Here is a 2,285-nt window from a genome sequence, read left to right on the forward strand (position 1 = left end):
GGAAGGGCACACACTTCCTGGCTTTCCTCGGCCTCGCAGCGGTACTGACCTGCTACAAGAAGCTGGCCAACCTCACCATGTGAGACAAGCTCTTAGTCTTGCTGAGGGCGAACTGATCCTGAGCCAGACGCGCCTTCAGGTTGTTGACCTGCAGCGCCCACTCCTCGTGAGCGTCCTTGAGACCAGCCCCTGTCGCCCACCCATTGAACGCGCGTTCCGCGGCGTTCGTATCCTCATCGGCATAGACGCCGGCCTTGTTCACTCCGGGACCTATCCGCTCCACCAGTGCCTTGACCGCGGCACTTTGGCCCGATGAGCCGGTCTTGAGGTCAGCCGCATCGGCTGTGCCACCCGGGCCATCGGTGCCGTTCAATTGCATGCGACTCTCATGGCGAGCCGCCGCCTCGGCCTTCAGTTTTTCCCATTCGTCCCAGGCCATCGCGTTCCCCCGTGTTCATGGCGGTTGGTGGTGTGAGGCTGCCGCAGGTAGGGATCCTGGGGCGGCATGGAAGTCGGCAGGTATGACGATTGACCGCCGTGCGGCTGTGGCGCGGCGGGGGCGACCAGGGCAGGCTGCGTTTCTCCTCCCCTGCGGCGGGTGCGCATCACCGGGACGGCGATGGCGGCGCCGAGGAGGGCGGCGGCGCCGATGCCTGCGGCGATCCAGACGGGCGTCGAGCCGGAGTTCGCATTGGTTGCGGTCGGCGGGGCCGCGGGCTGCTCGGCGCCGACCGCCGGTTCGAAGGGCTTCGGCTTCGGGGCCGGCGACTTGGCTTCGGCGTAGCTGAAGTCGGGGATCGGGTACTCGTCGGCAGGGCCCGGGTCGCCCGGGGTCTTCAGCGCGATACGCGGGCGGATGACGCCGTAGCCGACGACGTCGTCCCGGCTGAGGCCGTCTTCGTTGCCGCTGGCGGTTTGCATCAGGACACGTAGCACCTGGTTGTTGGTCCAGTCCGGGTGCTGCGACCAGATGAGGGCGGCGGATGCGGAGGCGAGGGCGGTGGCACCACTCGTGCCAGTGCCTTCGCAAAGCTGGGTGCCGCCGGGGCAGGCCCTGACCATGTCCTTGCCGGGTGCCGCAAGGTCGACCTGGGGGCCCCACTGAGCGATCTTGAGGGGCTTGGCCTTTTCGTCGACACCTGCCACACCTACGACCCCGGGCGTCCCCGATGGGTACTCGACGACATTAGTCGTGTGGCCACTATTGCCCACTGCCGAAAAGATCAACTTGCCCTTCTCCAGGGCGTACCTGACCGCCGAAGTGATCTCTGACGGGCCGCCGTCCTTGGCACCTGCAGCCACTGCGCCCATGGAGATGCTGATGATCCGTGCTTCGGAATCAGCCGCGTAGCGGATCGCCTTGGCCATACTCTTGGCACGGTTCGGCTCAGAGTTCAGGCTGCCGAAGTCGAGTTCGCCTCGGGGGTAAGGCATCTTGATCGGGAGGATCTTGACGCCGGGCGCCAAACCGTGCGAACCCTTTGCCTTTCCACGCGCCCCCGTTGCAGCAATGAGCGCAGCCATGCCCGTGCCATGCCCCTCCTGGTCCGTGTGCTCATCGCCCTTCAGCCCGGAGTAGTCCACACCGTCAAGGACCTGCCCGCGCAGATCAGCCAGCGAGTCGTCGACACCGGAGTCGATCACGGCCACCGTGATGCCGCGCCCCGTGCTCGCCTCCCACATCTCCTCCGCATGCATCGCTTCGAGATGCCACTGCTCGTCCCGCACCGTGTCCGCGTGAGCCGGCGCGCTGGCAGCTCCGGTCAACATCAGTGCCGCTACTACAGAAAGGACAGTACGACGCCTCGTTGGTCGACTGCTCGTGGGGTTCATCTGATCCCTCTTACGGCTTCTGGGCGTGATCACTCGATGACCGGTGGCACAACACGACGATCATTCTGCCTCCAGGTCTCTTCGTCCTCAGTGAGGTACTCCGGCCGAGTGCCGTCGCGGCCGTCGCGGCTACCCGTCGAACGATTCGCCCCTTGAGGAGTTGCTGCCATCCCGGGCCGGCCAGAGGTAGCGCCGTGAGCGCCCGACACAAGCTCGGTGCCACCCGGGGTGAAGGGGCGCGAAACCGAGTGGCCGGTCTGCTGCGGTGTGCCGCCGACGATCCCACCCGTTTCCCGGGCGAGTCGGCGACCTGCGGGTGCTCCACCCTGCTGTGAGGCGCCGCCTCCCATGTGCCCACTAGGTCCTGTCCGGCGGATCATGTGCGGAGCCATAAGCGGATGGCTGCGACGGTGACCGTGCCGTGGAAGACATACGCCCGCTTGTCGTACCTC

The 2,285-nt window shown here is 66.3% G+C and carries 2 protein-coding genes; both read right to left on the bottom strand.

The features are described 5' to 3' along the window. Positions 1 to 52: 52 nt before the first annotated feature. Complete coding sequence (locus ACZ4SA_RS36805) at positions 53 to 439, bottom strand: hypothetical protein (RefSeq protein WP_468283186.1); 387 nt, start codon at positions 437 to 439, stop codon at positions 53 to 55. Further along, a complete protein-coding gene (gene mycP, locus ACZ4SA_RS36810) occupies positions 412 to 1,833 on the bottom strand; it encodes a type VII secretion-associated serine protease mycosin (RefSeq protein WP_468283189.1) in 1,422 nt (473 codons plus the stop codon). Before mycP ends, ACZ4SA_RS36805 begins: the two co-directional genes overlap by 28 nt. Between the last annotated feature and the right edge of the window lie 452 nt (positions 1,834 to 2,285).

This window comes from Streptomyces sp. NPDC027962 (assembly GCF_055566095.1).